Genomic DNA, 26,075 nt, shown 5'->3' with positions numbered 1-26,075 from the left:
ATTTCTGTATATGGCTTCCTTCCCCTATTGTGTTAATTGAGCATGAGAAGTCAGGTAGAGCTAAAAATATTAAGTTTCGATGTCATAGTTAACTGCATAAATAGGGATGCCAAAACATATAAGTAAGAAGACAGTACAGACTAGCTTTCAATACTGGTAAAGCAAAATGAAAAATATCACAAAGTGGCTTTTGGGCTTGGCAATTATTCCCGCAAGTTTGGTATTGCTATCGAGTCATGCTAAAGCCAGCCAAATTGCTGGCGAGTGGTTCTTTGGTTTGTGGGATTGCAATATCGACGGTAGACCAGCCCGAATGCAATGGAAAGTAGTAGATGACCCACAAACTAGTTGTAGTGGAGATGTCTGTTCTACAACTTCAGGTGTGCGTCTGGTGGGGCGATTTAGTGATAATGGTAGTGCTTGGGTTCCTTTAGCCAAGCGTTTTTCCAACAGCCGGAAACAAGATTTAGGTATTCGTTATTTAGGTGCAGAGCAAGATAATTGGTATCTGCGATATAACAGCCAGACTAAGATTGCCGATGGTTGGACAACATGGAGGGGGAATCGCTACCCACTACAATGCCGCAATCGTAGATGAGTATTTCTGAAATCGATGGGCAAGTATAGTGTGGAATGCTTGAACCAGAGAAAGCCTGAAAATACTGTTTGTGAATATATTTGGCTCGTAAATTCAGGGTAACTGAAACTCAAATAGATTCAGGCTGGAGGAAATCAAGATGACTGTGAAAACAAAGCATCAATTTTCATTTGAGTGGAATCGACACCGTTACGCGATCGCTTACGACACAATAGGGCAGGGTAAACCTGTCCTGCTGTTACCCGCATTTAGTACGGTTTCCAGTCGTTGGGAAATGAAGGAGATTGCCGAGCAAATTGCCAATCGCTATCAAGCCGTTACACTCGACTGGCTGGGTTTTGGTGAATCTGATCGCCCTGCTTTAGACTACCAACCTCCACTGTTACATCAGATGCTTCAGGCGTTTGTCAAACAGACATTCTCAGAACCCGTTGCAGTGATTGCGGCAGGTCATACATCTGGGTATGCTCTACAACTGGCGCAAGAACAACCCCAGGCTTGTTCTTGCCTGATTTTAGTTGCTCCAACTTGGCGCGGCCCTTTACCAACAATGGGGGTACCCAAACCACTCGCCGCAGCAGTACGACAATTAGTGCGATTTCCGGTTGTAGGTCAAGCTCTCTATCAGGCAAATACGACAAAGGGATTTCTGCGTTTTATGTATGGGAGACACGTTTATGTGGATCAGTCGCGTCTGACCCCAGAGTTTATTGAGCAGAAGCAGCAGATTACGCGACAGTCTGGGGCGCGATTTGCACCTGCGGCCTTTGTCACAGGTGGACTTGATCCAGTTAGCGATCGCCAAGAATTTGTCCAACTACTTCAATCGTCACCTGTTCCTGTTTTGGTAATTCTGGCAAACCAAGCTCCGCCCTATTCTAAACAAGAAATGGCAGCGATGGCGGCGTTGCCAGGAATTCAATCACTAACTCTTCCTGGCACATTGGGAATGTATGAAGAGTATGCGGCTGAAGTTACAGAAGCCGCATTACCATTTTTAGATGCCAAGACAAGCACAAGCCATCCAGCGTTACCAAGAAGCTCTGGATGAGATGGAAGCTCCACCAAAAGCCAATTCGGAAGAACTATTAGAAGTGCTGTTAGCGCGTGATGCAGTTGAGAAAGCTTGGACTAAGCAACAACAACCACCGCGTCATCGAACAGAAAAAATTATTGAATTAGACAAGCGGTTAAAAGCGCAATCTTGGTCTTTTGCTAACGATGATACTGTTGATGAATGGAAAAATAACCTGAAGCCGCCAGAGATGAATTGGTGGTAGTCTTTCACTCGTTCTGTTGCTTTACCTAATGAAGCGATCGCTCGTTACGAAAAAACTATCCATGTAATTGAAAATAGCAAACTTCCTTCCTCCGATCAACTTTTAGAAGCGCTTTTAGCTCGTGATGGCGTAGAGGAAGCAGTAGAACAAGCTTATCGAAATAAACCCGTTCCCGAAAAACTTGCTAGACAACTGATTGCTTTAGACAACAAATTAAAGCAATATCGACTTAATTTGAACAAAGATAACCAAATCAGACAATGGAAAGATAGATTAAAACGTCAAAATCGCTGGTGGTGGGAACTCAAACCAGCGATCGTCGGTTCCGAAGAAGAACCAGCTACACGTCGTGACTGGTTACTAAATACTTTGGCTGTGCTTTCTCTCGGTATTGGTGCTGCGTTTACAGCTTATAGCAGCCAAGTATTTTTCCAGAAAGTTGAAGGACAAGAAGTTCAACAAGCCGACTTATCACAAAACATGGCGGCGGTATTGCAAGTCATTGGTTTAGGTGCAGGTGGTGCAGCAGCTTTAACTAGCGGGGGTAGAAAAACCCTCGAAAAACTATTCACCAACTTACAGTTACCACCTACCAAACAAGCACCCGCAGCCTTAGCGATCGCCGCAGGAATGACTGCTATAACTGGTTCTGTCGCTACATCATTACCCGCTTGAGGAAAAGTTTATATTACTCAAGGACAAGGATATTTACAAAATACTAACTGGCTGAAAGCCCAAGATAGTTTGATAAAGCTCTGAGCATCTTATATATTTTCGCTGATTGAAGCTTTAGCGAAAATATATAAGATGCCGAAATTTAGAGCTAATGTAGCAGGTAATAATCAGCCAACAAATCCTACACCTCCAGTAGAAGCTAATAATCAAACTCCTCAAGCAACTGAACCTCAACCAGAATATTAAAACCAACATCTGCAAACAACTGCTACTCTAAGTCATAACAGTAATCGTACCCATACTGCATCACCCGAATGAATTAAGGGGATTCCGTGTGCTGGTACGATTACTAATTTGCCTATATAATTATGTATTGCTTAGAATATTTGCAAAATTATTCTTGATGTTAACAGCAATATGAAATTATTAGTTGACAAAATCAATTCAGCCATCGGCACAATTTTAATTGTCACGGATGGGGATAAACTTTGCGCCTTGGACTTTGCTGATTACGAACCAAGAATGCTGAAGTTGCTCCAAAGGCGTTATGGTAGTTTTGATTTGCAATATGTAAAAAATTCCCAGAGTTTTAGTAGTAAAATTCAAGCTTATTTTGATGGCGATCGCACAAGTTTTAATCACATTCCCATTAGCATTGGTGGTACTCCTTTTCAACAGCAAGTGTGGCTGGCACTGCAAACTATTCCTTGGGGAAAAACTATTTCCTATACTGAGTTAGCCGCGAGAATTGGCAAGCCGACTGCCTGTCGTGCTGTTGGGATGGCAAATTCACTGAACCCAATTGCACTTGTGCTTCCTTGTCATCGAGTCATTGGTGCAAATGCTGCACTTACAGGTTATGCCGGAGGGTTAGAACGTAAGCGTTGGTTGCTAAATCATGAAGATTGTGAACTAAAGCAGAATTGATAATTCAGAAGTCGAAATTTTGAAGAATAAGCTTGATATTAGGTCTTTGTTCCGAGATTGACTTTAGAAATCAATTTTGCTAACTAAAAAGCGATTTTTTGTCTCTCTATAGGAAGATATAGATAAAGAATATATGTATAAAATAACCTAGGATAGATGTAAAAAATATCTATTTTATGGGAAATCTTACAACACATAAAAATTTAATAATCAAATAATTAGGTAGTTATTAGTAGTGGCTAAAAAACAGAATAAAAATAGTTGGAAACAAGAAATCAATGATATTGTCCGTGGTATTTGTGGAGGTTTCTTATTTGGGATTCCCCTAATCTATACAATGGAGGTATGGTGGATTGGCTCACTCGCAAAACCAAGATTAATCGCAATAGCGATCGCCTTCATGTTTATTGTAGTTTTTTTACTCAATTATACAGATGGGTTTCGTAAACGCAAAAATACTTGGCGACTTGATGAAGCCGCAATAGATACCGTAGAAGCAATGGCGATTGGATTTGTTTGTTCTGCATTTATGTTGTGGTTATTGCAAGAAATCACGCCAGAAACATCCTTAAAAGAATCCCTAGGAAAAATTGTATATGAAGGTGTACCATTTACCTTTGGTGTGGCATTAGCTAACCAGTTTCTCCAAGCAGGTAATCAAAATAACTCCACATCAGATACTCATAAAGGTAATGGTAAGAGTCAACATCAGCAAACTAATTTAAATGCCACATTCGCTGATTTAGGTGCAACGGTGATAGGTGCAATTGTGATTGCTTTTAATATTGCCCCAACTGATGAAGTTTCTATGTTGGCTGCCGCAATTTCTCCACCTTGGCTATTAGCACTCATGGCTACATCTTTAGTAATTTCCTATGCTATTGTCTTTCAAGCTGGGTTTTCCGACCAGAAAAAACGTAGACAGCAAAAAGGTATTTTTCAGCGTCCATTAAGTGAAACTACTATATCTTATTTAGTATCTTTATTAGCAAGTGGAATAATGCTATTTTTCTTTCAAAAGCTAACTTTATCTGACCCTTGGACGATGTGGTTAGAACATACTTTAGTATTGGGATTACCTGCAACTATTGGCGGCGCGGCAGGTAGGTTAGCAATATGATGGAAACAGAACCACAACCAGAACGTTCTCTAGCTGAGTGGATAACATTCGGGATTGCTTCATCTATTCTTGCAGTTATTATTAGCTTAGTAGGATATATGTGGCTGAATGAAAAAAATCAGCCTCCTATTTTGGCAGTAAATCAAAAACAGGTGATTAGAGAAATTGACGGAAAATTTTATGTTCCTTTTGAAATAGTTAATACTGGTAGTGAAACTGCGGAATCAGTGCAAATTATTGCTGAATTAAAAATTGCTGATCAGTTGATTGAAACCGGAGAACAACAAATTGATTTTTTGTCTGATGGAGAAAAGGAAGAAGGAGCATTTATATTTAGTCAAAATCCTGTTCAGGGGAAATTAACTGTGCGGGTTGCTAGTTATAAGTTGCCATAATCTCATTAAATAATCTTGAGGATGGGGTGACTCATGCCTTTGCTAAATCAGCAAGTATAAAAGCAATTGTCACCCGCAATATTAAGGATTTTCATCTGGCCACTATTCTTGTTATTCTGCCAGAAGTTTTCTTAGCTATTGTGAGCTAATTCATCTCTGACGCGCAACTTGCGACGGTGGTAAGATGACTTTTTTTGCTAAACCCAATGTTTTCAGAGCTTTAATACTCCACCAAGTTATATCAATTTCCCACCACTGAAAACCAGCTTTGGCTACGTGAGGAAAAGTATGATGATTATTGTGCCAGCCTTCGCCATGAGTTAGTAGTGATACCCACCATAAGTTACGTGCTTCATCATTGGCATCAAAGGTACGATAACCCCAAATATGTGATGCAGAATTGACAAACCAAGTGGAGTGCCACAATAAGACTGCGCGGACGAACATTCCGTACACTACAAACGACCAACCGCCCAAAGCATACAATAATATTCCCAAGGGAATTTGCAATAATAAAAAGTAGCGATCTAACCAGCGATAGAAAGGTTGTCTTTCCAGGTCAGGTGCATATTTTTTATAGATTTCATAATCAAAAAATTCAGACCGGGGATACATAATCCACAGCAGATGGCTCCACCAAAATCCCCGTTTGGCAGAGTAGGGATCTAAGTTGACATCTTCTGTATGGGCGTGGTGCTGGCGGTGTCCACCAATCCAAAAAATCGGCCCACCTTGAAGGGCTAAGGCTCCGATGAAGGCGATCGCATACTCTAACCACTTGGGTACTTGGAAGCTCCGATGGCTTAACAGTCGATGATATCCTAAGCAAATGCCAATACTCCCAAACAGCCAATGGAGAAACACTAGCAATCCTAGCGCTGACCAAGAAAAAAACCAAGGAGCCAACAGAGCTAAGGCGTGAATAGTCGCAAAAAATGCCACATTCACCCATCTCAGGCGAGGTGAATTTCCTGTCTCAGGAGCAACCGCCAGATATTTTGCAGTCATAAACATTTCCGTTGATGGATCATGAAGTGATTTGCTTTGGATGTGGCTAAACCTCCCCAAAAAATTTTTCCATTCTGTAAACTAGTTCGTTACAGTGGACTTACGCAAGTATCACTTACATTAGGCATCGTAACAACTATTGGTATTTTATGCAAGTGGCACTTGCATTATTTCTTATGGCATCTCAATCTATTTCAGCCCGTCAACGTCTTATTCAATCGGCACTAGAATTATTTACGGCTCAGGGAGTTAGTAGTACTACTACCCGCCAAATTGCCGAAAAAGCTGAAGTCAATGAAGTGACGCTGTTTCGCCATTTCGGAAATAAACATGGGCTACTTTTAGCGGTGTTAGAAGAATCAGCAGCTTTTAAGGATTTGGGAGAATCCTTAGTTAGGCGAGCTACTCCTCCTGGCAACGTTTATCAAGCCCTGAAAGACTATGCAAGCGATAGCTTACATACATTAGAACGAGTCCCGGAGTTTGTGAGGTCTGTAGTGGGTGAAGCAGACCAATTTCCCGCCGAAAATCGCCGAGCATTGGGAAGAGGATTAACTGAAGCTAACCGCTATGTAGCCCAGTATTTAGCTACAGTCATCCAACAGGGAGACATCAACACCTATCTACCGGCAGAAAAATTAGCTAGTTTACTCAATGGCATGATTTTGGGATATGCGGTAATTGAATTCACCAGCGAATTTCATGAACTGTGGGAAGATCGAGATGACTTTTTAGAAAATTTAGTGGAGTTGTTTTTACATGGAGCAATGTCCGCGGCTCCCCAGTTAGCCAGAGAAACTGTCATTACCCAAGAAGTAGAAGATTTACCCGCGATTTTAGTGCATAAAATTCTGCAAAATTCTAGGAAGTCAGGAATACAAGACTATGCTTTAGCATACCTGTTATTTGGTGCTGGCTTATCTGTTTCAGAGATAGTTGGCTTGCAGCGATCGCACCAAATATCTGATCCCCAAGGCCTAATTTTGCAAATCACTACCCCCGGATTACCTCGCCAAGTCCCGGCAAATCAGTGGATTTTGGGCAAACACTACGGCTCTTACAACAACAATCCTTTAATTAAATGGCTCAAAAGTCGTAAAGATCATCATCCTGCTATGTTTGTGGACAATGTAGGTAATCCTATTTCTGAGCTAGAACTGCTACAACGTTGGGAAGTTTGGACTCAAGGACTGCTAACACCCCAAGGTAAACCCCCAGAAATTGCCCAAGCACAACAAACTTGGTCTGTAGAAATGTTAATGCGAGGTATGAATTTGGACGAATTGAGTATTTTAACAGGTTGCGATCGCTATCAATTGCAGCCCTATGCCCGTCGCGCCAAGGAAAAAGCAGCCCTAGAGGCAGCAATTCGTTTAGATCATAAGCCAGCATAATCTAAGTGCTGTTAGCGGTAGCGGGGCGTTTAGCCCGTGCTGAGTGCTGAGTAAAAAGATTAGCCTCTGTTTCCTATTCATTAAGTCTGCCTTATAGTAGATGCCTAATAGCTGTATAAAAATGAGACTTAGCTAAAATCACCTCTTGCTTTGTTTTATGATTACACTCATTCAGAAAGTTCATGAATCAGAAAATCAGCAAAATCTTCAAGCAGTCGGGGGTTATTCCTTATAGGGTGCAGAACGGCAACATCGAAATCTTACTGATTACCACCCGCGATTTCAATAACTGGGTAATTCCCAAAGGCGGGATTGCCAAAGGTATGAGTCCGCCTGCTTCCGCCGCCAAAGAAGCTTGGGAAGAAGCCGGGATCATTGGGCAAGTAGATGTTAACGCCGTAGGTAGTTATAGATATCGCAAACGCGGCAAAATCTATCAAGTGCAGATGTATTTATTGTTAGTTGAAGGGTTGAGTGACGATTACCCCGAAGTCGGACAAAGACAGCGAGAATGGTTTGATGTCAACATAGCCATTCAAATGGTGAAGCAAAATTCCCTCAAAAAGATTTTGCATCAATTTCTCCAGTTAACATCAAACTCTTGCTTGCTATTTGTAAATACACAAACTTCAATATAGGAATCCGACTTGATTATTGAAATTACTTGTGTAGGTAGGGAACAGGGAACAGGTAATAGGGAACAGGATAAGAAATAACAGAGGTATACTGAGTTTTTTTCTCCAAATCAAATATGATTCCTATATTTCTATATAAAGATCAGCGAAACAGCAAACGTCTGACCAGTCATTTCTTTATGGGCAAAATACCCAGATCTATCAATAAAATAAATCGAAAATCACTCTAGTTTCCTTTAGTCAGGCAACTCGCCTATGTAACTTTCCCCAAAATCTAAAATTGTCTGGCGCTTTTTTGATACGATAAAAATCCTGACTCGTCACATAACAATTGACTTATGAGCAAAGGCACCCTGTTTGATAAAGTTTGGGACTTACACAGCGTTAGTACACTCCCTTCAGGGCTGACACAGCTATTTATCGGCCTGCATCTAATTCATGAAGTCACTAGTCCCCAAGCCTTTGCAATGTTAAGAGAACGAGGTCTTAAGGTACTGTTTCCCCAGCGCACTGTAGCTACGGTAGATCACATTGTTCCCACAGATAATCAGGCGCGTCCTTTTGCCGATAGTGTGGCAGAAGCAATGATTCAAGCCCTAGAACAGAATTGCCAAGAAAATAACTTAACTTTTTTTAATATTGGTTCTGGGAATCAAGGCATAGTCCACGTCATAGCCCCAGAATTAGGATTAACTCAGCCAGGAATGACGATCGCCTGTGGTGATAGCCATACATCTAGTCATGGTGCATTTGGGGCGATCGCTTTTGGGATTGGAACCAGCCAAGTCCGCGATGTTCTCGCCTCCCAAACCCTCGCCTTGGCTAAACTCAAAGTCCGCAAAATAGAAGTTAACGGCAATCTTAACCCCGGCGTTTATGCCAAAGATGTAATTCTGCACGTTATCCGCACCCTCGGCGTAAAAGGTGGTGTTGGTTACGCTTACGAATTTGCCGGGACGACCTTTGAGCAGATGAACATGGAAGAACGCATGACAGTCTGTAATATGGCGATCGAAGGTGGTGCTAGATGCGGTTACGTCAATCCCGATCAAGTCACCTACGATTATCTACAAACAAGAGACTTTGCCCCGAAAGGCGCAGAATGGGATCAAGCTGTGGCTTGGTGGGAATCCATCAAGAGTGATACTGATGCAGAATATGATGATGTAGTTATCTTCGACGCAGCCGAGATTCCGCCTACCGTTACATGGGGAATTACCCCTGGTCAAGGTATTGGCATTAATCAATTCATCCCCAAACCCGAAGAACTCCTCGAAGAAGACCGCTTTGTTGCTGAAGAAGCCTATCGCTACATGGATTTATTGCCTGGTCAACCCATCAAAGGCACAAAAATCGATGTTTGCTTTATTGGTAGCTGCACTAATGGGAGAATCAGCGACCTGAGAGAAGCGGCGAAAATTGCCCAAGGTCGCCATGTGGCGGCAGGAATCAAAGCCTTTGTTGTTCCAGGTTCTGAACGGGTGAAGCAAGCCGCAGAAGCCGAAGGATTAGACAAAATCTTTGAAGCAGCAGGCTTTGAATGGCGGGAACCAGGATGTTCGATGTGTTTAGCCATGAACCCCGATAAACTCCAAGGTAGACAAATTAGTGCTTCCTCCTCCAACCGCAATTTTAAAGGACGGCAAGGTTCAGCTTCCGGTCGCACATTACTGATGAGTCCGGCAATGGTAGCGACTGCGGCCATCACAGGCGAAGTTGCTGATGTACGGGACTTGCTGTAGGAGAAGGCAGGAGGCAGAAAGCAGGGGGCAGGCAGGAGGTAAAATGCTTATACTCCGCGTACCTCAGCGATGCTCTGCGTTTGCAAACCACATCTTTTTTTATCTCACGCAAAGTTTTTTTATCTCACGCAAAGGCGCAAAGAAAAATATGGGAAGTGAAGTTAAACAAGTATCGGGGCAGGCTATACCTTTAGTTGGTAATGATATTGATACAGACCGGATTATTCCAGCCCGTTTTTTAAAGGCGATTACCTTTGATGGTTTGGGGGAAAATGCCTTTATTGACGATCGCACAGCTTTAAAAGGTGAACATCCCTTTGATCAACCCCAATATCAAGGCGCAAAGGTGTTAATTGTTAACCGTAACTTTGGCTGCGGTTCATCACGGGAACACGCACCCCAAGCGATCGCTAAATGGGGTATCAAAGCTTTAATTGGTGAAAGCTTTGCGGAAATCTTTTTGGGTAACTGTGTGGCTATCGGGGTGCCTTGTGTAACGGCTGAGGCGGAAACTGTCAAAAAACTCCAAGAATTAGTCACAGCGAATCCCCAAGCAACTCTAACAGTCAATTTAGACACATTACAAGTGCAAATTGGTGACTTTACAGCCCCAGTTTTAATGGGTGAAGGTTCCAGAAATATGTTCGTTTCTGGTAGCTGGGATGCTTGTGGTCAGTTAGTCGCTAACGCGGAAAAAATTCGTGCCACAGCGGGAAAACTGCCTTATGTAAGTTGGGGTAAGTTAGCGGCAAGTTAATCAGAACTGAATTGATGCACAAAATTTAGCATAACGCAACCTTGAGAACCACATTTGTGAGAAAAGGGTAATGTTATGCTAAACAGAAAAGCCTTGGGAAGTAAAATGCCATGAAGACTCGTAGCTTTACAGTGATTCTTTATAAAGAAGATGCTATGTAACGCGATGTGCGACTTATTTTTGCAACCCCTCTCCAAACCTCTCCCCGCAACGGATAGAGGCTTTGATTCTTTCTCCCCTTCCCTTGTAGGGAAGGGGTCGGGGGTTAGGTTTGAGACTATTGAACAAGCGATTATGGGTTTGAGAGAGGCGACTCGGCTCTACTTAGAAGAATTCCCCATACCTGAAACAAACTATGATTCTGACTCCTGACTACTGACTTTTAAATTCTTCTTCATAACATTAGTAACTACACTAATTAAATTTTCAGGGTCAACAGGTTTAGTTAAATAATGCTGAAAGCCCGCGGCAAGAATTTTTAAGCGGTCTTCTTCGCGGGAAAATGCAGTTAAAGCGATCGCCGGAATGCTACCACCGTTTTCGGGTGCTAAAGCGCGGATTGTTTGGATTAAATTGTAACCATCCTGCTCTGACATACTGATATCACTAACGAGGATATGAGGCTTTGTTTGTTCGAGAATTGCCAAGGCTGTATCAACTGATGCCACTGCGATCGCATTTGCGCCATACTCTTCAAACATAAATGCTAAAAAATTTCGGCTATCGGTTTCATCATCTACCACCAAGACCTTTAATCCGGCTAGAGGTGTAGTATCCACTGTACAAGAAGGAGAATTTTCGGCTTTACCATCAAGACTGTTACTGGGCATTAATGGGAGTCTCAAGGTAAAAGTCGCTCCCTGTCCTTGACCTGGGCTATCTGCGAGAATTATGCCACTGTGTAGTTCTACCAAATGTCGGACAATTGCTAATCCCAATCCTAATCCGTTGTGCGATCGCGTAGTAGTACTATCTGCCTGACGGAATCGTTCAAATACCTTGGGTAAAAAGTCTGGTTCGATCCCAATACCTGTATCAATTACCTGAATTTGAGCGTATACAGAAGTAAAAAAGCGAATGGGAGACAAGCCAGAGTAAAGTACAATTTCCCCAGCGGGAACTTGCCTACTAGACTCCTTATCTGTGTGTTGCATCAGTTCTAAATGGACGGCAACATTACCATCTTTGGGTGTAAACTTAATGGCATTGGTTAGGAGATTCCAGACTACTTGTTGTAAACGGACTGGATCACCGCAAACTGAACCAATGGAAGAATCGAGAATCGTGTTGATTTGAATGTTTTTAGCTTCTGCTAAGGGGCGCACTGCTTCTAGGGCTGCTTCCATGACAGAAATTAAGTTCACTGCACATAAATTCAGTTTTAGTTGACCGCGAATAATCCGCGATACATCTAAAATATCTTCAATGAGTTGCACCTGAGATGTGGCATTGCGTTCAATTGCTTCTAAAGCCTTAGCGGTGGCTTTATCATCCAGTTTCTTAGAACGCAGAATTTTTGACCAGCCCAGCATCGAAGTCAAAGGTGTGCGGAGTTCATGAGACAGCACTGCGAGAAACTCATCCTTCATCCGATTTGCGGCTTCTGCTTCTTGTCTAGCCGTTTGTTCTCGAATTACTTGGGCGCGGACTTCTTCAGCTTGCTTGCGTTCTGTGATGTCTTCGAGAGTACCGACATATCCCAGCAATTTTCCTTGAGCCGAAACCATGCGTGATGAACGCACCTGTACCCAACGGAGATTACCATTAGCTGGGAGAAATTGAAAATCTTCCGAGTAGTTTTGGCTACCTATATCGAGATATTTAGACCAACTAGCGATCGCCCGTTCTTGGTCATCTAGATGCACAAATTCTAGCCATTGTTTGGTTAAACTTTCTGTTGCAGTCAAACCACAAATGGCCTGATAGTGAGGATTAGTATACTTACATCTTCCCTCAGTATCCATTTCAAAAATCCCCACAGGAGAACAAGTACTGAGAGAACGAAATCGCTCTTCACTTTGCCGTAGTTCGGCATTAACAGCGGCTAGTTGAGTTGCTTGTTCTTTAATGGCTTGGGTTTTTTTAAATAGCTCAACAAATACCGTAACTTTAGATATTAATATATTCGTATCTATGGGCTTAAGCAAATAATCAACCGCGCCTAGTGCATAACCTTTAAATAGCATTTGGTCATTGGTGCTAAAGGCTGTGAGAAAAATAATTGGAGTTTGCAGCGATCGCTCTCGACTGCGAATTAGGCTGGCAGTTTCAAAGCCATCCATTCCCGGCATTTGCACATCCAGTAAAATTACCGCAAAATCTTGATGCAGCAGACACCGCAAAGCTTCGGCTCCAGAATTTGCTTTAACTAAATTTTCTCCTAGTCTTTCTAAAATTGCTTCTAAGGCCAACAAATTTTCTACTTTGTCATCTACCAAAAGGATGTTGACTTGCGGTTCAGGCTGCATGATTTATCGCACTGTAATTCAGTTCAGGTCTAGGTTTCAATCTCTTTAAAGGGGATTGCTGGAATTATTATGACACGACAAAGTTTCCATCAACTTGTAAATGGTCAATGGTCAATCAATGCTAAGAATCCAGGAGTCAGAATGTGGGAGAAGTTAGGAAAATTCTGCTCAATCAATAAATTAATCATACTGAATTACTTTTAAATACTAACTTCCGAACGGCAGTTGCTTTATGCCGGGAAACCCTTTCACCGCACTGCCTCCTCCTGAGTGCTAAATTCTTACCAATCAATTAAAAGCAGAAAGAAAAAATCTTATACTTCCCACTTCCCCTTATCTTTGCAAACTGCGAGGATCGAGGGCATCTCTTAAGCCATCACCTAGTAAGTTAAATGCTAATACTGTGAGAATAATTAGCACTGCTGGCGGCCAGATTAACCAAGGTTGGAGTACCAAAATTGAAGCATTGCTGGCTAGGGTAAGCATATTACCCCAAGAAGGATCTGGTTGTTGAATTCCTAAACCAATCAAACTTAATACAGCTTCCGCACTAATAAAACTAGGAACTGATAAGGTTGCGGAAATAATTACATAAGTAGCAGTTTGCGGTAAAACATGACGGACAATAATGTAAAGGGGATTTCCACCCATTGCCCGTGAAGCTTGCACAAATTCGCGTTCTTTAATGGAAAGTACCTGTCCCCGAATTACCCTAGCTAAACCAGCCCAACTAATAACAGAAGTAATGATGACAATTAATAAAAAGCGCTGGGTGCTACTTAACCCCGGTGGTAAAACTGCACCTAATGTCACCAACAGATAAATACTAGGGAAAGTCATCAGTACTTCGGCAAAGCGCATAATGACACTATCTAGCCAACCACCAAAATAGCCAGAAATCCCACCTAACAGTAAACCGAGGGGAAAAGTAAAAGCTACGCCGATAATCCCAATAAACAGACTAATTCGACCGCCGTGTAATAGCCGACTGAATTGGTCGCGTCCTTGGTCATCAGTGCCAAAAATGTTAAATCTTACGCCATTATGTGCGCCAAATAAATGCCAATTTAAGGGAATTCCTGGACAAACAGTGACTTCATCCCATTTAGGAGGTAGAGGTAAACTCAGCTGTAATAGGTGGTATTCCGGCCCAGATACAAATAAACGTAGAGGAGATGGCTTAGTAAAGTCTACAATTAACTGGCGATCGCCTGTATTTATATCAGTATTACCTTGGGTTGTTGGGTAAATATGCGGGCCGATAAATTTTTTAGAAGACTGGGAAACCCAATAAATTTTTGTTGGTGGTAGCAGTGAACCATTTGGCTGCGAAATATATGGGTCGTAAGGAGCAACGAAGTCAGCTGCAATCACCGCTAAATAGAAAATTAACAGCACAATTGCCCCAAACCGCGCCAAAGGATTTTTCTTAAGTCTTTGCCACCAATTCATAGTTTCTAGTCAATAGTCAATAGTCAATAATAGTCAAGGGTGAAACGTTATTAGTCAATAGTTAAACGTCAAACTTTATTTATTTTGACTTTGGACTTTTGACCCTTAACTAAGCATGTAATTGCTCAATCATGTATAGATGTTCTTCTTGGCTTTTTTCATGTTCGACAACAAAGACATTAGAGTAGAGATTCGCCATCACTTGTTTGCCTTGTTGGGTTAGCGATAAGTAGCGCAAACTATCCTTAATATAAGGATGCACACCATTCCAGTAGAATTTGGCGTAATTTTTGCGTAAATCGGCTGGGGTTTCATAGCCTAAGACTTTATTCATCCCAGTTTCTTCAAATTCGTAGTACAACGAGGTAATTTTTTTCAGGTAACGAGGGTCACTTAGTTGTCCGATTAAATCAGCAGCACGGACTAAACCAGCAAAGTTAACAGTATCTTGATGATCTTCGGCTGTGGGTACAGGAAAGCGAGTCCATTCAATATTGCTTTTAATCACCTCACCATCTATCAGCTTGTGACCGCCAAAACGCTCATCAATAAACAGCTTGGCTCGATCGACATGATAAGGTGTCAGGCTGGCATCAGAAGCACCAGGATGTAGGGAAATCATTCTGCCGTTTTTACCTGTGGCATATAAGCCTGATGCTTCTTGGTCTTGGCGGCAAACTCCCTTGACATAACCAATATCATGGCAAACCAAGGAGATAATAAAGTGCAACCAATCTTCACTAGAAACACCACCTTCTCGGATGTGTTTACCACGTAAAATTTCTTGCCCTACTAAGGTAACTAAAATAGAGTGTTCGACATTGTGGTAGAGAGCATCGCTATTGGCAATATTTTCTAACGCCATACTCCCAGCCCAGGCTATGATGTCTTGATAATCATTTTTTAGGCAGCCGTATGTACGACTGTAGCCTTCTCGAATTTGCTTGACAAAAGCATCAATTAAAATTTCAGTGGCGTTGAACATATTTGGTTGCTCAGTTCAGATCAAAATATTGCTTGTTTGTTATTAAGATTGCCAAAATCAAGGCTTTGGTAAGTGTTTCCTGGTATGTTTATCCTTTTTAACTTAGATAAGGGTATGAATGCTACTCACCTTGAAATCTGGATCTGTGGTTTATTCGTTAATGGCCAACAGATGTAATTTGGCATATCCTACACTCATTAGTGTTCCATATTTATCAAGGCAATGGAGTGATCTGCATACAAAGGATGTGTGACACTAATAAGACCGATTGAGTAATTAAAATATAAAGTCATCTCGGCTAATAATTTCCGTATAATTACGGTTTTTTATTTTTATTCCTAATAAAAAACGCGACTTGTGTCATGGTTATCATATTGGGGATTATTACAGTCAAAATTTGAGATGTAAGTCAGATTTAATATATGGTAATTAGTCTCAAACTTTCTTAAAGATAACCAAAAATTGTGTGTTTCCAGAGTAGAGGTGCGTCTCGTGAGTGACGAAAGTATGCCAGAACTAAAGCGAGAAGAGATTGTGACAGATGAACAGAATAGTTCATTACATAAATCAGCAAAGCAGCAAATTCGCCCTTGGCTAACGCCGATGTTTGTGGGTATTGGCTTAGGGATGGCGATCGCCTTAGGTGGTCTAGGCGTGTTAACTCAATTCCCCGCACGCCAACAAAAAGCGATCGCAGATAAAGTCCCGCCGAAAGCTAACCCAGTGATGACGGTGACGGTCGCTACTGTAGAAGCCGCCCGTGTTTCTCGTACCTTTAAGACTACAGGCACAATCGCCGCCCGTGATTTAATTCCGGTTCTACCCCAAGCCAATGGTTTGCAAGTCAAAATTATTCCCGAAGATATCAGGGAAGGTACTTATATTAAAAAGGGTCAAGTTCTGGCAATTTTAGATGATTCTATGTTGCAAGCCCAAATGAGTGGAGCCAGAGCCGAGGTAGAATCCAAACTAGCTGATGTCGGGTCAAGACAGGCCAGTATGGTATCACAGCAAGCAACTGTAGAATCCTATCAGGCAATAGTGCGGCAAAAAAAAGCTGATTTAGCACAGGCAAAGGCTAAGTTAGAAGAAGCCCAAAAGAATTATCTGCGTTATCGCAAATTAGCTATTGCTGGGGCAATTAGTCTGCAAGAACTCGATACTCGCGCCTACACAGTCAAAACAGCTATAGAGGGTGTGCGGGTGGCTGAGGAAAATATTCGTAGCTCTCAAGCTAATGTTAGTAGTGCAAAAGCTGATACTGGCAGTGCCGAAGCTAATATTTACAAAGCCAAGGCAGATGTGCGTAGCAGCGTTGCGAAAGCCATACAATTACAAACACAGTTAAAACAAACTGTCGTCCGCGCCCCGATTTCGGGAATTCTGGCGGAGAAACTAGCGAGAGTTGGCGATGTCACAGGTATTCCACCGCAAACCCAAGTTGGCACTGTGATTGGGGGAACGCAAAAACTGTTTTCAATTATTCGGGATGGCAGATTAGAACTTCAGGCAGAGGTGCCAGAAATCCAACTACCACAAGTAGAAATAGGCGCTTTTGTGCAGATTTCCTCAGATATTGATAACCGTGTGCAGTTGCAAGGCAGAGTCAGAGAAATACAACCTCTAGTTAACGATAAGCGGCGAGAAGCAACAGTCAAAATTGACTTACCATTAACCAATTTAGTTAGACCAGGGATGTTTGCCCGCGCGGCGATTACGACAAATACAGCGATCGCAATGGTAGTCCCCCAAAAAGCAGTCCAACCCCAAGCTGATGGTAGTGCAATGATATTCACCCTCTCCGGTGATGATCTAGTCCGTAGTCAAAAAATTGAGGTGGGAGAACCAATTAATAGTGAACTAGTAGAAATTAAAAATGGCTTGCAATTAGGCGATCGCGTCATCGTTGATGGTGCAGGTTATCTCAAAGATGGCGATCGGGTGAGGGTTATAGCAGGGGACAGGGGATAGGTTACAGGTGATAGGTTACAGGTTACAGGTGATAGGTTCATAGTCATTTGTCAAAAGTATAAAATTTCCAACTTCACACTTCATACTTCAGATGTCTTTTAATATCTCGGCTTGGTCAATCAAAAAACCAGTTCCTACAATAGTTTTATTTTTAATTTTGACAGTAGTTGGTTGGTTATCTTTTACTTCTTTGGGAATTGATACCAACCCTAACATTGATGTACCAGCAGTTTCGGTGACTGTTACCCAACCGGGTGCAGGGCCAGCAGAACTGGAATCACAAGTGACGAAAAAAATTGAAGATGCTGTCGCGGGGTTGGGCAACATCGATAATATGATTTCTACAGTGAGTGATGGCAAATCTGCCACTACGATTAATTTTATTTTAGGGACAAATAGCGATCGCGCTACCAATGATGTCAGAAATGCGATCGCCCAAATTCGCCAAAATCTTCCCCAAGATGTGAACGACCCAATTGTCCAACGCTTAGAATTCGCTGGTGGGCCGATCATCTTTTATGCCGTCAAATCAGATCAGCGTTCTGTAGAAGAATTAAGCAATATCGTCGACCAAACTATTAGCCGCGCCTTGTTAGCAGTTAAAGGTGTGGCACAAGTTAAACGCATCGGTGGTGTTGACCGGGAAATTCGGATTAACCTTGACCCCGGCCGCTTACAATCTTTAGGTATCACTGCCACCCAAGTAAATGACCAAATTCGGGCTTTAAATATCAATTTACCTGGGGGACGTGCGGAAGTTGGGGGTAGTGAACAAACGATTCGTACCCTTGGTAGTGCAGCTAGTGTAAATGTGCTGCAAACTTATGAAATTCTCCTTCCTGGCGGTGGTTCTGTCCCTTTATCTAGTTTGGGCAATGTGGAAGATAAATATGCAGATGTGCGACAAACTGCCCGTTTGGATAATCAACCTGTAGTAGCTTTTCAAGTACTGCGGAGTACCGGTAGTGTAGTTGTCAGTGTAGAACAAGGAGTGAAAGCCGCAGTCGCCGAACTGCAAAAAACCTTACCACCGGATGTCAAGGTAGATTTAATTTTTACCAGAGCCGAGATTATCCGCCAATCTTATCAAAGTACCATTGATGAATTGATTCAAGCCTCGGCGCTGGCGATTATTGTCATTTTAATCTTTTTACGAGACTGGCGAGCTACGTTAATTACTGCCGTTGCCCTACCCTTATCAATGATTCCCACATTTGCGGTGCAGCAAGCTTTGGGATATACCCTCAATAATATGACTTTGTTGGCCTTAGCTTTAGCTGTGGGCAACTTAGTCGATGATGCTGTGGTGGAAATTGAAAATATGGAACGGCATATAGCGATGGGGAAATCGCCTTGGGAAGCAGCTTTCGACTCTTCCGATGAAGTGGGATTAGCTGTTATGGCCAGTTCAGCCACAATTATTGCTGTGTTTTTACCTGTGGCGTTTATGGGTGGTGTTCCTGGGCAGTTTTTCCAACCCTTTGGTTTTACCGTGGCCGTTTCCACAATTTTTTCCACAATGGTAGCGCGGATGATTACGCCGATGATGGGGGCGTATTTACTCAAGGAGAAAGCACACACCAGTGCGATGCAGGCGAAGACAAGATTAGGTAGACTATTTCATCGCCAATCAAAAAATCAACAGTCAAAACAGCAGTTTCAACCTTATAAATCACTATTACAAACAGCATTACGCCATAAATTAACTACAATTGCGATCGCCATTGCTTTTTTCATCGCCAGTTTGATGCTAGTTCCCTTGATTCCCAAGGGTTTTGTCGATGATAGCGATGTGGGGATTTCCAACGTTTCCATTGAAGTTCCTCCTGGTTCTACTTTGGCAGATGTCAGCAAAGTAGTTACCCAAACAACAAACATCATTAAACAAAACCCGATTGTGGAAAAGGTGTTAGCCACAGAAGAAATCAATTCAGCTACCTTGTCAATTCAGCTAAAACCCAAAGAAGAACGTAATATTTCCCAAAAACAGTTTGAAGAACAAATCCGCCCACTGTTTCTCGAAATCCCAGGGGCGAGAATTAGCTTTCAAAGCCAAGGGCCGGGAGATAGCCGCAAAGGTTTATCGATTGTCTTGCGGAGTGAAAATCCCGCAGCATTAACCCAAGCTGCGGATGACTTGGAAAAACAAATGCGTAACTTACCAGGGTTAGTAGAAGTTTCTTCCACTGCTAGTTTAGTTAAACCGGAAATTTTAGTTATACCTAATCTCCAACGCGCCGCTGATTTGGGTGTGACGGTACAGGCGATCGCCCGGACGGCATCTTTAGCTACCATTGGTGATAATGATGCCAACTTAGCTAAGTTTAATTTAAGCGATCGGCAAATCCCCATCCGTGTGCAAATTGACCCCGCTGCCCGCGCAGACATCAATACTATCAAAAATCTCCAAGTTCCCAGCCAAAATGGGAGTTTAATTCCTCTGGTAGCTGTGGCAGATATCAAGTTTGGTAGCGGCCCCGCCACCATCAACCGCTACGACCGCGCCCGTCAAGTGGCGGTAGAAGGAAACTTGCAAGGCATTTCCTTGGGAGATGCAGTTAAAGCAGTTAGTCAATTACCAGCGATGCAAAACTTACCCCCTGGAGTTGTCCAACAACCTTCTGGTAGCGCCAAAATTATGCAAGAAATTTTTGGTCGTTTCGGTGGTGCATTAGCCCTCGCCGTGATGTGCATCTATGCAATTCTGGTGCTGCTATATAACAACTTCCTGCATCCTTTATCGATTATGGCAGCCTTGCCCTTTTGTTTAGGCGGTGCATTGGTAGCATTAATGGTTGCCCAAAAACCCTTGGGAATTTATGCCTTGATTGGTATCGTTTTGTTATTGGGCATTGTCACCAAAAACTCGATTTTGTTGGTTGACTACACAATCATCAATATGAAAGAAGGTAAGAACCAACGCCAAGCACTCTTAGAAGCTGGGGTTTCACGCCTAAGACCAATTATGATGACTTCCTTAGCAACAATTGCGGGTACTCTTCCCCTGGCTTTGGGTATTGGTGTCGGTTCAGAAGTGCGTCAACCAATGGGAATTGCCATTATGGGTGGATTTACAACTTCTACATTGCTGACTTTGGTAGTAGTGCCAGTTATATTTAGCTACATTGATAATTTTCAGAATTGGATTTTAAACACACTGCGTTACGGCTTTGGCAAAAAACCACCTGCGGATGAAAGAGAAGTTAGGGGTGTGCGATCGCCAAACGGCACATCTGTATCGGAAATCCAAAATTAATCAATCATGGTATAATAACTGTTAGCTCTAAATTAGCTAACAGTAACTATTTGCGGGTGTAATTCAGTGGTAGAATGTCAGCTTCCCATGCTGAACGTCGTGGGTTCGAGTCCCATCGCCCGCTTTTGTTGTATATTACCAAATGGTTTGTCTTTATTGACAAGTTACATATTCTTTATCAATAACGAATTAATTTTGCCTTCTTCTATTGCAGAGCAACCTAATTGTTGAGTGAGTATGTATAATTTCATCACTGATCATCGCTTTTTTATCTAATTCCTAAAATAGTTATTATTGTATCCACTGTACATATCATGATTCCCACCAATATCAACGTAAAATATCTGGAAACTGCTGTAAATCCAGTATTTGCTAACCATGAAACTTTTCACCCTCGGTTTGGATGGTTGAAGAAAGGATTTGATGCAGCTAGGAAAAATCCAGGTGTTTTTTTACAGGATGATGCTCCTGTACGCTTGGGTGTTGGTAAAAATATGGTACGTGCTATTCGTTATTGGTGTAGCGCGTTCAAAATTATTGATAAAAATAATTTACCTACAAAATTTGGGGAAAAACTTTTAGGAAATAATGGATGGGACTCTTATTTAGAAAATCCAGCATCATTATGGTTATTACATTGGAATTTGTTAAAACCGACTTGTGAAGCGGCGGCTTGGTATTATGTATTTAATGTTTTTCGAGATGTAGATTTTACAAAAGAAGATATTTTAGCTGGATTGAAAGTTTATATAGAAACCTTTAATAAAACTATTGCTGAATCGTCTTTTCTCAAAGATGTAAATTGTATTTTAAGAATGTATGCAGCGCAGGATTTTCTCAAAGATAATGCGCCAATTGAAGATTCTATTGATTGTCCTTTTACTGAACTTGGGTTAATCCGTCATCTTGGTAAAAATTATCAGTTTAAAATTGGTGCAAAGGCGAATTTACCAGCATCGGTGATAGTTGCAACTTGTTTAGAATATGCTAGTTGGGCCAACACAGATAGCAATACAATTACTATTCGCAAGTTGCTTTATGATGAAGGTAGTCCGGGGACGGTATTTAAACTGACAGAGAATATTTTATGTGCAGCCATTGAGACGGTTGCTAAAGAATTTGATACGATAGTTCTTTCCGACACTGCCGGATTGATTCAGTTATCTTTGCCAGATGATCCAGAGATATTAGCTGAAGTAATTTTAGATAAATATTATAGTAGGGGAAAGGGAACAGGGGACAGGGAACAGGATTAAAAGCAATTTTTATCTATGGATTTATGATTTCTGGATCTCCTGATATGATTGATAACTACTATTTAATTATTATTAAAGATGAGTAAGATTATGACTAACAAGAAGCTATCGCATTATTTCAGTCTTCAACGTCGCTATTCTCGTTCTATTAACTTAGAAAGAGATTTGGATAGTGTGGAAGCTTTAGAAGGTTATGTGCTTACAAAAAGAGCAATTCATTCTTTAAAACGTATTCTCAATAATTTTAATTCTGATGAAGGAGAAAGAGCTTGGACGTTAACTAGTGTTTATGGTACTGGTAAATCGGCTTTTGCTCATTATTTAATTTCCTTATGTGCTGATTCTCGAAACAAAATGCACATCAAAGCTTTATCAATAGCTGAAGATAAATTAGGTAGAGAGAGTGCTATTCATCAATTAATTCAAAACAAAATTAACCCGAAAGGATTAATTAGGGCTGTGGCTACGGGACAAAGAGAACCAATTAGTCATACTATTATCAAAGCTTTGTTAACAGGTGTTGACAATTTTTGGACTGCAAGCCAAAGGAACAAAATTGATGTTGTGCGTCAGCTGGTAGATTTAGAAGCAGAAATTAATGATGGGGGAAAAGTTGATAGTAGGGAAATTCCTCATTTAGTATTGGAATTAGCCAAAAAATCTCAAACAGGAATTTTCCTGGTGATTGATGAACTAGGAAAGAATTTAGAGTATGCTAGTCATGCTCAAGGAAATGAAGATTTATATCTATTACAACAATTAGCTGAATTACCCAAAGATAGTAAATATCCGATTTATATTTTAGGTATTTTACATCAAGCTTTTGCAGAATATGGTCAACGATTAGTCACTATTCAGCGCAACGAATGGGAAAAGATTCACGGGCGATTTGAGGATATTGCTTTTACTGAATCGGCTGGACAAATGATGAGTTTGATTGGTGAGGCAATTGACTCTTCAGCAGCAGATAATATAAAAAGTGCTACTAATGCTTACGCTGAGGAATGGAATAAGTATTTAGCACCAATAATTGTAGATGAAGAAGTAACTCAGGAAGTTATCACAAAAGTTTATCCGCTACACCCTCTATCGGCTTTGGTGTTACCAAATCTCTGTCAAAAATATGCTCAAAATGACCGTTCTTTATTTACATTTTTAACAAGTAATGAACCGTTATCGTTTCGTAATTTCTTAGAAGAGGCAACGGTTAAAAACCATAATTTACCATGCCTTAAATTATACCAAGTTTACGACTATTTTATTGAATCTGCGGGAATGGGTTTCGCTTCTCGTCCTAATTTACAAAGATGGGTAGAGGTTCAAGATTTAATTAATGATGCTAAACGGTTAGAAGAAGATAGTCTCAGGGTACTCAAAACTATTGGGATTTTGAACTTGATTACGGTGACAAGTTCAATGCGGGCGACTAGAACTTTAGTATCTTTGGCAATGTGCGATCGCCCTTCGCCAGAAGAAATTAATTACTGGCAAGAAATTATTGATAAACTGTTAAAACAAAACCTGATTACCCATCGTCGTCAACTAGATGAATTGCGGATTTGGCAAGGTTCTGATTTTAATGTTGACAGTGAGTTAAGTCTATATATAGAACAAGAGCGATCGCCTTTAGTTAAACTATTATCTATACACTGTTCTCTTAAACCTTTAGTCGCTCAACGTCACAGTTATAAAACAGGGACTTTGCGTTATTTTGAACGCCATTATTTAGATAATTCTCAAGATTTAAGTCAATTATATTGTAGTAGTGTCGATGCAGATGGTTTTGTCGGGTATTGGGTAGACGATGAAGTTCCGAATGCTGTTCCTGAAAAAACTAGCGATGATAAACCATTAGTTATCTTAAGTGCAGCTAACTTAGATATATTGCGAATTCGGACTCTGGAATTTGTAGCGTTAAGTAATATCAAAAAAACCGCCAAAGAGTTACAAACTGATGGGGTTGCGAGAAAAGAAGTAAATTATCGCCTGCAAGAAGCTGAAGAATTTTTAAACGAAACCCTCAATCAGTCCTTTAGTATTGGAGTAGATCGGCAATGTTGGATTCAGGGACAAATCGAAACACTCAACAACATTACTGACTTTAATAGTAAGCTGTCTGAGATTTGCGATCGCACTTATCATCACAGTCCCATTTTGTGGAATGAATTAATTAACCGCCGTGATTTAACCTCCCAAGGGGCGAAGGCTAGGCGGGAATTGATTCAGGCGATGTTAGAACATCAGCATGAGGAAAGATTAAGCTTAGAAGGATATGGCCCGGAAGTGAGTATGTATTATTCTCTGTTAGAGGAAACAGGGATACACCGTCAAGAAGATGATAACTGGGACTTTTACCCACCATTAGACAATTCCGGTTTAAACTCTCTGTGGGAAGCCGTTGAAGATTTTTGTTTAGCAGCCACAGAAACCAGCCAAACCTTTGATTTACTCTATCAACATTTAGCCGCGCCTCCATTTGGTGTAAAACAGGGTTCTATTCCCGTGATTTTAGCGGCTGTGCTTTTATATCACGCTGATGATTTGGGACTGTATCAAGACGGAACATTTATTCCCGTGTTGGGAACAGAACATTTTGAATTATTAGTCAAATATCCTGAACGGTTTGCTGTGAAGTATTTTGCAGTCGTCGGATTAAGGGCGGAAGTATTCAAAGAATTAGAGGCAATTTTACGCAATCCGCAGTTTAAAAATTTAGGTAAGGTGCGTAACGCCACGTTGTTAACAGTGGTGACTCCGCTTTATCAATTTGTTAAGAAACTGCCTAAATATACGAAACACACTCAAAGACTTGTAGCAGAACCAAGAGCGATTTTAAAAGCATTACAAACCACTGTCGAACCCGACGAATTATTATTTAAAGCTTTACCCGCAGCTTGTAATTTACCTGCAATTGGGACGGAAGCTGGAGATGATGGGGTGACAGCGAGAACTTTACGAACTAAGTTAGTTCATGCTTTGAGAGATATTCATACAGCTTATGATCAATTATTGAGTGATTGTCAAAAATTGATTTATGAAGCCTTTGGGGTGAGAAGTCCAGAAACAAAATTGCGGGAAGATTTGCGAGTTAGGGCGAATTATTTAGCTGGAAAATGTATTGAACCTTTACTCAAACGCTTTATTCGGGCTGCATCGGATGAGACTAAAACTGATGCTCAATGGTTAGAAGCTTTGGTGATGATTGTAGCAGATAAACCTGCGGAATCTTGGACTGATGATGATGCAACTGCATTTGAGATGAAATTAGCCGATTTAGTGCGGCGGTTTAAGAATTTGGAAGCTTTGCAAAAAGAAGTCGCCGCCAAAGGCGAAGGTTTTGAAGCGCGACGCATTACCATCACTCGTCCCGATGGGAATGATATCAATCGAATGGTATGGGTTGATCATAAGAGAGAGTCGCAGGTTGAAAAGATTGTGGACGAAATTTTAGCAAAATTACCTGATGATCAGCAGTTAAGACAGGCGATTTTAGCAATGTTGAGTGAACGCATTTTAAATCCTGATTTACCAGAGACGGTGGCGCAAATTGGCGATAAGGGGAATGATGAAATAGCAGGAAAAAATGCCGGTTAATGGAAGCATGATCATGGGTAAAGAGAACACAGTAAGTTCCTATCCCTTAACCTTCAGAAACTACCATGCAGCAAATTATATTTGCAGAACTTCCTGAAACTGTTCAAAAGTTAATTAACCAAACGCAAAACACAGGTGAACCCCTGACTATTATTCAAAATGGTGTTCCCTTCGCTATCATCTCTCATATTCAGAAAAAATCACTTTTAGAAATACTTTCGACTCTTGAACCACTGGATCAAGACTTAGCGGATGTAGATGAAGGATTGTTACCTTTAGATCATGTTGTTTTGTAAGAATGAGTTACTTGGATTTATTAGATACAAACATCATTTCCGAATTGATTAAAAACCCTAGAGGTGTGGTTGTTGATTATACAGATTTTGGGTGTAGTAGCCGCATTTTAATTGTTGCGTGTTTAAAGAATATAAAAGTATAAAAATATAATTAATTAGTAGCTGAAAAGTTGTTTTTTTAAGTAATATTACTAATTTTAGTCATTTTTTGTTTAAAAACGCCACACAATATCTTTACACATTTGCTAGAATGTTAGCACGATTGA

Annotated in this window: 20 protein-coding genes and 1 tRNA gene; 17 read left to right on the top strand and 4 right to left on the bottom strand. The window is 41.2% G+C overall.

What is annotated here, in order from left to right:
* Nucleotides 1–166: 166 nt before the first annotated feature.
* The 7 genes from IQ244_RS05145 (at nt 167) to IQ244_RS05120 (ending at nt 4,995) form a co-directional block, all read left to right on the top strand.
* A complete protein-coding gene (locus IQ244_RS05145; protein WP_193890470.1) occupies nt 167–598 on the top strand; it encodes a DUF6006 family protein in 432 nt (143 codons plus the stop codon).
* Between the two features lie 139 nt (nt 599–737).
* Entirely contained in the window at nt 738–1,649 is a 912-nt protein-coding gene (locus IQ244_RS05140) for an alpha/beta fold hydrolase (RefSeq protein ID WP_193890469.1), read from the top strand.
* Nucleotides 1,600–1,878, top strand: coding sequence for a hypothetical protein (locus IQ244_RS32370; protein WP_228058745.1), 279 nt, complete (start codon nt 1,600–1,602; stop codon nt 1,876–1,878). Before IQ244_RS05140 ends, IQ244_RS32370 begins: the two co-directional genes overlap by 50 nt.
* A 234-nt stretch (nt 1,879–2,112) precedes the next feature.
* On the top strand, nt 2,113–2,553 hold the full coding sequence (locus tag IQ244_RS32365; protein ID WP_228058744.1) for a hypothetical protein: 441 nt from the start codon (nt 2,113–2,115) through the stop codon (nt 2,551–2,553).
* 417 nt (nt 2,554–2,970) lie between these two features.
* Complete coding sequence (locus tag IQ244_RS05130) at nt 2,971–3,480, top strand: methylated-DNA--[protein]-cysteine S-methyltransferase (protein ID WP_193890467.1); 510 nt, start codon at nt 2,971–2,973, stop codon at nt 3,478–3,480.
* A gap of 235 nt (nt 3,481–3,715) precedes the next feature.
* Nucleotides 3,716–4,600, top strand: a complete 885-nt coding sequence (locus tag IQ244_RS05125; RefSeq protein ID WP_193890465.1) for a TIGR02587 family membrane protein — start codon at nt 3,716–3,718, stop codon at nt 4,598–4,600.
* A complete protein-coding gene (locus IQ244_RS05120; protein WP_193890463.1) occupies nt 4,597–4,995 on the top strand; it encodes a TIGR02588 family protein in 399 nt (132 codons plus the stop codon). Before IQ244_RS05125 ends, IQ244_RS05120 begins: the two co-directional genes overlap by 4 nt.
* 150 nt (nt 4,996–5,145) lie before the next feature.
* Here IQ244_RS05120 and IQ244_RS05115 read toward each other — a convergent pair whose 3' ends face one another.
* Nucleotides 5,146–6,003 (bottom strand): acyl-CoA desaturase, encoded by an 858-nt coding sequence (locus IQ244_RS05115; RefSeq protein ID WP_193890461.1) that lies wholly within the window; start codon nt 6,001–6,003, stop codon nt 5,146–5,148.
* Nucleotides 6,004–6,179: 176 nt separating this feature from the next.
* Between IQ244_RS05115 and IQ244_RS05110 the strand changes: the two genes are divergently transcribed.
* The 4 genes from IQ244_RS05110 (at nt 6,180) to leuD (ending at nt 10,531) form a co-directional block, all read left to right on the top strand.
* Nucleotides 6,180–7,397 (top strand): TetR family transcriptional regulator, encoded by a 1,218-nt coding sequence (locus tag IQ244_RS05110; RefSeq protein WP_193890459.1) that lies wholly within the window; start codon nt 6,180–6,182, stop codon nt 7,395–7,397.
* A 182-nt stretch (nt 7,398–7,579) separates the two neighbouring features.
* Nucleotides 7,580–8,035, top strand: a complete 456-nt coding sequence (locus tag IQ244_RS05105) for an NUDIX hydrolase (RefSeq protein WP_193890457.1) — start codon at nt 7,580–7,582, stop codon at nt 8,033–8,035.
* A 335-nt stretch (nt 8,036–8,370) separates the two neighbouring features.
* A complete protein-coding gene (leuC, locus tag IQ244_RS05100; protein WP_193890455.1) occupies nt 8,371–9,774 on the top strand; it encodes a 3-isopropylmalate dehydratase large subunit in 1,404 nt (467 codons plus the stop codon).
* A 148-nt stretch (nt 9,775–9,922) separates the two neighbouring features.
* A complete protein-coding gene (gene leuD, locus IQ244_RS05095; RefSeq protein WP_193890453.1) occupies nt 9,923–10,531 on the top strand; it encodes a 3-isopropylmalate dehydratase small subunit in 609 nt (202 codons plus the stop codon).
* A 353-nt stretch (nt 10,532–10,884) separates the two neighbouring features.
* On the opposite strand, the gene IQ244_RS05090 is transcribed toward leuD, so the two are convergent.
* The 3 genes from IQ244_RS05090 to IQ244_RS05080 all read right to left on the bottom strand — a co-directional run bounded on the left by IQ244_RS05090 (nt 10,885) and on the right by IQ244_RS05080 (nt 15,436).
* Nucleotides 10,885–12,999 carry a response regulator gene (locus tag IQ244_RS05090; protein ID WP_193890451.1) on the bottom strand — a complete coding sequence of 705 codons (2,115 nt, stop codon included), beginning with the start codon at nt 12,997–12,999 and terminating at the stop codon, nt 10,885–10,887.
* Nucleotides 13,000–13,332: 333 nt separating this feature from the next.
* Nucleotides 13,333–14,451 carry an ABC transporter permease gene (locus tag IQ244_RS05085; protein ID WP_193890449.1) on the bottom strand — a complete coding sequence of 373 codons (1,119 nt, stop codon included), beginning with the start codon at nt 14,449–14,451 and terminating at the stop codon, nt 13,333–13,335.
* A 109-nt stretch (nt 14,452–14,560) separates the two neighbouring features.
* A complete protein-coding gene (locus IQ244_RS05080; protein ID WP_015113975.1) occupies nt 14,561–15,436 on the bottom strand; it encodes an Npun_R2479 family HD domain-containing metalloprotein in 876 nt (291 codons plus the stop codon).
* Nucleotides 15,437–15,928: 492 nt separating this feature from the next.
* Here IQ244_RS05080 and IQ244_RS05075 point away from each other — a divergent pair, with 492 nt between their 5' ends.
* The 6 genes from IQ244_RS05075 (at nt 15,929) to IQ244_RS05050 (ending at nt 25,809) form a co-directional block, all read left to right on the top strand.
* Nucleotides 15,929–17,407, top strand: a complete 1,479-nt coding sequence (locus tag IQ244_RS05075; protein WP_193890447.1) for an efflux RND transporter periplasmic adaptor subunit — start codon at nt 15,929–15,931, stop codon at nt 17,405–17,407.
* A 91-nt stretch (nt 17,408–17,498) separates the two neighbouring features.
* Nucleotides 17,499–20,663: an efflux RND transporter permease subunit gene (locus tag IQ244_RS05070; protein ID WP_193890446.1), complete on the top strand. Its 3,165-nt coding sequence runs from the start codon at nt 17,499–17,501 to the stop codon at nt 20,661–20,663.
* Between the two features lie 52 nt (nt 20,664–20,715).
* A tRNA-Gly gene (locus IQ244_RS05065) sits at nt 20,716–20,787 on the top strand.
* 190 nt (nt 20,788–20,977) lie between these two features.
* A complete protein-coding gene (locus tag IQ244_RS05060) occupies nt 20,978–21,919 on the top strand; it encodes a DUF4007 family protein (RefSeq protein WP_193890445.1) in 942 nt (313 codons plus the stop codon).
* A gap of 90 nt (nt 21,920–22,009) precedes the next feature.
* A complete protein-coding gene (locus IQ244_RS05055; RefSeq protein ID WP_193890444.1) occupies nt 22,010–25,513 on the top strand; it encodes a hypothetical protein in 3,504 nt (1,167 codons plus the stop codon).
* 65 nt (nt 25,514–25,578) lie between these two features.
* A complete protein-coding gene (locus IQ244_RS05050) occupies nt 25,579–25,809 on the top strand; it encodes a type II toxin-antitoxin system Phd/YefM family antitoxin (RefSeq protein ID WP_193890443.1) in 231 nt (76 codons plus the stop codon).
* Nucleotides 25,810–26,075: the final 266 nt, after the last annotated feature.

The organism is Nostoc sp. LEGE 06077 (assembly GCF_015207705.1).
Taxonomy (GTDB): Bacteria; Cyanobacteriota; Cyanobacteriia; order Cyanobacteriales; family Nostocaceae; genus Nostoc_B.
This window is presented reverse-complemented; position numbering and strand designations above follow the sequence as displayed.